Annotated in this window: 5 protein-coding genes; 1 reads left to right on the top strand and 4 read right to left on the bottom strand. The window is 38.2% G+C overall.

The annotated features are described in order from the left end of the window. Positions 1–266: 266 nt before the first annotated feature. Entirely contained in the window at positions 267–1,211 is a 945-nt protein-coding gene (locus F6K22_RS31745; RefSeq protein WP_293107467.1) for a succinylglutamate desuccinylase/aspartoacylase family protein, read from the top strand. A 913-nt stretch (positions 1,212–2,124) separates the two neighbouring features. Here the strand turns inward: F6K22_RS31745 and F6K22_RS31740 are convergent. From F6K22_RS31740 to F6K22_RS31725, 4 genes are all read right to left on the bottom strand, one after another. After that, the gene (locus F6K22_RS31740) at positions 2,125–2,640 is read right to left on the bottom strand and encodes a NifU family protein (RefSeq protein ID WP_293107464.1); all 516 of its coding nucleotides are present in this window, start codon (positions 2,638–2,640) and stop codon (positions 2,125–2,127) included. A 77-nt stretch (positions 2,641–2,717) separates the two neighbouring features. After that, positions 2,718–2,942, bottom strand: coding sequence for a hypothetical protein (locus tag F6K22_RS31735; protein WP_293107461.1), 225 nt, complete (start codon positions 2,940–2,942; stop codon positions 2,718–2,720). A 320-nt stretch (positions 2,943–3,262) separates the two neighbouring features. Further along, a complete protein-coding gene (locus tag F6K22_RS31730; protein WP_293107459.1) occupies positions 3,263–3,553 on the bottom strand; it encodes an asr0689 family protein in 291 nt (96 codons plus the stop codon). A 35-nt stretch (positions 3,554–3,588) separates the two neighbouring features. Next, the gene (locus F6K22_RS31725) at positions 3,589–4,581 is read right to left on the bottom strand and encodes a tetratricopeptide repeat protein (RefSeq protein ID WP_293107456.1); all 993 of its coding nucleotides are present in this window, start codon (positions 4,579–4,581) and stop codon (positions 3,589–3,591) included. Positions 4,582–4,924: the final 343 nt, after the last annotated feature.

Here is a 4,924-nt window from a genome sequence, read left to right as displayed (position 1 = left end):
TTTACCAAAAAAATGTGGTTTAAAGCCTCCCCTTTTAAGGGGATAATAAATAAAAATTTTCTTTTGAGTCAATCCTATCCGTTTTCAAGGAGAGGTAAATTATTAATTATTAATTATTAATTATTAATTGTTGAACTGTTCCCTATAACTAAAGTTTTGTAAAATTATTTTTTTACCCTTGGTCTAATACTTTATTTATTGGTAAAAAAATAGTAAATTTTAATAGGAAACATAATATTCTTTCTCAGGTATAAACTTAATAAAAAATGATAGAAATCGGTGGTTCAGTTATTCCGCCAGCAAAAATACAACGGATAGAAATACCCATAGCACGTCTGCCTACTCAAACCTTAATTACTTTACCAGTTACAGTCATAAATGGTAGCTATCAAGGACCAATACTTTGGTTAAGTGCTGCTATTCATGGTGATGAAGTTAATGGTGTAGAAATTATTCGTCAAGTATTACAAAAAATTTCTCCATCTTTATTGAAAGGTACATTAATTGCCGTACCAATTGTGAATATATTTGGCTTTATAGAACAATCTCGTTATTTACCCGATCGCCGTGACTTAAATCGTTCTTTTCCTGGTTCAAAAAGAGGTTCCCTCGGCAGTCGTTTAGCTCATTTATTTATGGAAGAAATTGTTAGGAAATCTACCCACGGTATTGACTTACATACTGCCTCAGACCATCGCAAAAATTTACCACAAATTCGTGCTAACCTTCACGATCCTCAAACTTATGAATGTGCAAAAGCTTTTGCAGCACCGGTAACAATTCATTCCCAAACTAGAGATGGTTCCCTGCGGGAGGCAGCCGCCAAACAAGGTATTCCTATATTATTGTACGAAGCAGGGGAAGCATTGCGCTTTGATGAGAATGCAATTAAAGTAGGAGTAGAAGGTATCATGCGGGTAATGGCGAGTTTAAATATGTACCCACTAGAAATGTACCTGGAACCACAACTAGTTCTAGAAGTGGATGAGACTAAATGGGTACGAGCTGCTCGCAGTGGAATATTGCGACTATATGTGGAATTAGGTCATAAAGTTATCAAAAAGCAATTATTAGGTGTGATATCAGATGCTTTTGGCGAACAAAATACTACCGTTAACGCTCCTTGTACAGGAGTGGTCATCGGTAGTTTACAAAATCCTTTGGTTAATCAAGGTGACGCGATCTTGCATCTGGCAGTTTTAGAGGAATAAATTAAGGAGTTAGGAGTCAAGGGAGTCAGGAGTTTCGACTTAGTTAACAATTTACGTTTTTTAGCGATATAATATGGTAGTTATGTTCACATGGCTTTGCAGGGAGGGTGAAATTTGTATCTTCTGCACTAATCGCTGCTTAAACATTTCTGGGGTGTCTATCTATATAGACCTCTCCCAAAATCCCGCTCGTTAGGGATTTTGGCACAGTGAGGGGCAAGAGAACCAAATGTTTCTGATATCTATTGACAAAGACTTAAATTTAGGTAATTAGTTGAAAGATGCGGCCATTGCAAAACCCGTCAATGCCTGTGGATGAGTAACCGCCGACGGCCTCGTAGGGACGTTGCATGCAACGTCCCTACACATCAATTTGTCACGTTATGTGAAGTTTTGTATCAGTTTTATGAAGCAGAATTGACTGTAATATCAAATCCGGTTGAATACCTATTATATAGTTGGGGAAGATGGGGGGATGGGGAGATGGGGAGATACCAGACCCACCCCTAACCCAACCCACCGCCGCCCCTCCTCGGAGGGGAGCCTGGAGGGGAATTTGGGGAATGTAGGGAGATTGAAGGCTTGAAGTAATTTCAGAAATTATAAACATATATAATATAATCGAATTCTATGTGCAATTAACCGGATTTGATATAATATATAATCCGAGTAATTAATTATCGTATGAGGCATTGGTGAAATAAGGTATGATATTATGTCCGGATAAGAGCGTGATAAAAAAGTTTTTGCTTGTGCTTGTAGTAGGGCTTTAGCCCCATCTATACTTAGGGCTAAAGCCCTACTACGAACTTTAATTATAACTATTCAACCGGACATGATATGAAATTCTGATCGGAGTAAGATTGATAATGAGGAAAAATCAAATCAATTCTTTCCCCCTACTCCCTACTCCCTATTTTGAGGTATTCACAGAAACTACATTTTGAATTTCTGGGCAGTGGGTTTTAATTGCCTGTTCGACACCATCTTTCATGGTTAATGTCGAAGCAGGACAGTTACTACAGTTTCCCACTAATTTGACTTCCACAGTATCCGGCAGTTTAATAGCGACTAACTCCACATTACCATTATGGCTTTGCAAACCTGGGCGAATTTCATCTAACGCCTGTTGAACTCGAACTTCCAAAGGTGGTGTCGGTGGTTTAACTAATTCGTGGTAACGCAATAGACCATAAACTACTTCATCTTGCACCGCTTGACGCAATGCTGGCATAGATTCCTGTTTAACACTACGAATTAATCTGGTCAAAGCTTCTTTGTGTAATGCTTCAATGGCATTTTTCAACCCTTCAACCACTGACTTTTGATTTTCATCCCAGTGAGCGATCGCCTGTTCAAAGTGGGTAATATCAGATACCAGAGCTTCGAGACTAACAGACTCTTGCAAGGGAATTTTGGCTTGAGTCATTTCAGTTATCAGTTATCAGTTATCAGTTATCAGTAGCTCCGGTTTCAGTCGGAGGCAAGAAAATCCGAATTTACTTGCTATTGCAATTTTATATCTTTGAGCAAAAATGGCATAGCAATTCCAGTTGCTAGACTAGAAATGATAATTGGCAACAATAATGTTGTTTGCATTTGTGCCATTGCTATTAATACTAAAGCACCAACTGTAGTTGCTAAAGCTACCTGTCTAATAAAGTAAAATGGATCCCGTAGCAGTTTACCTTTGAGTAACAATTTTGTACTATACCAACCGACTTCTAACATAATAATTTCTCCTATTTTCAATTTGTAGAATAGTAGGGGTGGGTTCCGCGTTAAGTTAATGGTGTGACAAATTATTCAGATTAACCCGCCCCCACTCCAATAATAATCATGCACACCCATTAGCTGTGTCAGCACAGTAGTAGATTGAAATATCTAAAATGGTGCGTTACGACAAGTTGTTAAATCTCTATCAAACCTTAGATTTTAGCTGTCTAACGCACCCTAAATTAATGCACACTTCTCAGTTCTGACTTCTGACTTCTGACTTGCGCGTAGCGCTATAAAATCCCTGCAACCGTGCCAAAATCAGTGTCTTGCAGCTAAACAAATTTCAAAATTGCCAAACCAACAACAACTGCTGGAATTACACCAGCAGGACCAAACAAACCTCCAATCATTGCAGCTAGACTATAACCTAAATCTTTTCCTGCTAACCATATTCCACCAATAGCACCACCAATAATTGAAATTCCGCTAGCAACTGCAAGCCAAAATATGGCAGTCAGTATTGTAATTTCTCCTGAAGCTAAGTTACTGATAAAAATGTGAATGCTTGGCATGGCTTCCAAGTCTGTAATCAGAGTATTGATAGTGCTGAGTAAATCACTCATTTTTATCCTCCTAATTATGTTTAGTCTCCTATTTTCTAGGAGTTGGTGAGTTGAGTTTCAGACAACAATAATTCAGCTTCCACTGCTGACAACGCCTCCGAAACTACAGTCGCTTTTTCTACTTCGCTATACTGACAAAAAATTTCTTGTGCTTGTGCATAAAGATTTTTTGCCTCTAGCAAATTTTGGTAATTTCCTGCTTCTGGATGTTTTGGGTTATCGGGTAAATTATATAGCAGGTTGGCTTTATTAGAGATAGTTGTCGCATACTCTAGTGGTGTATCTTTAGCACTACGAACTTTCAACGCTTCATTGTATGCACTCAACGCCCGCAAATTATTTTCTATCGGATGCAGACTGGGGAGATATTGCAAAGCATTAGCCAGGTTATTTTGCAACATCGCGTATTCCTTAGGATGTTCGATGAGGTTAACTGCTTTTAATGCTGACTCAAATGATTGTACTGCCATTGCTTGTCCCATACTTTCCCTTTCTGGAGCAAGAGTCATTGACAAATAGGCGATCGCTATATTATTCTGCAATATGGCATATTCTTGGGGATGTTTATCTGCTGTAAATTTTGACAACGCCCGTTGAGATACCTGTATTGCCTGTTGCATTGTTGCCAAATTATAGGGAACTAATGCTTGTAATACCATTCCCAAGTTCATTTCTGCTTCTGCAACTTCTTCGGGTGCTGCTTGTTCCCTTAATATTTCTAGGGCAGTTTCATAAGCTTCTTTTGCCTCTAATAATAAATCTTGCCCTTCTCCGGGGATTGTTCTCAAAGCTGTTCCCATTCCTGCTAATGCTCTTGCTTGCAGTAGGGGATAATCTTGAGTAGATAATTCTATAGCTTGTTGATATAGGGAAATAGCATCATGTAGCTGTTGAATATCTTTTGGTTTTTGTTGCAACCCGTTTGCCATTTCTATTAGCATCTGGATTTTTTCGGGAACAGTTGCCGACTCTGATTCTATAGCATTTAGGGCTGCTTTTACACTGGTATCACTAATAGTTTGAAGCACAGTTTTTAATAGTTAGTATTTTTAACAAAAATCTTTCGGTTTTGTCTATCCCTATCATTTAATTTATTTATTATGTTATCAATCTACATAAATAACCATCTTAATTATTTATATTATTTTAATATTTATTTTTGACTCACAGACATAAAGATAAGGTGCACCTTGGCCTGATTGCCCAAGTTGGCCAGAATTCCTGCTGTTGAAGGCTTGCACGGCGCGGAGGAGTGGATTGGTGTGTCTATCCATGTAGCTCCAACCTAAGTAGACTGCTAAAAAAGTCGCAAGTCTTTTTACAGTTAAACAAACTAAGAAGTAAGCTTCGATTGCAACTATTAAGCTTTAC

The sequence above is a fragment of the Okeania sp. SIO2F4 genome, assembly GCF_010672385.1.
Lineage (GTDB): Bacteria > Cyanobacteriota > Cyanobacteriia > Cyanobacteriales > Microcoleaceae > Trichodesmium.
The sequence above is the reverse complement of the archived record's forward strand: the minus strand, read 5'-3'. Positions and strand labels throughout refer to the sequence as shown.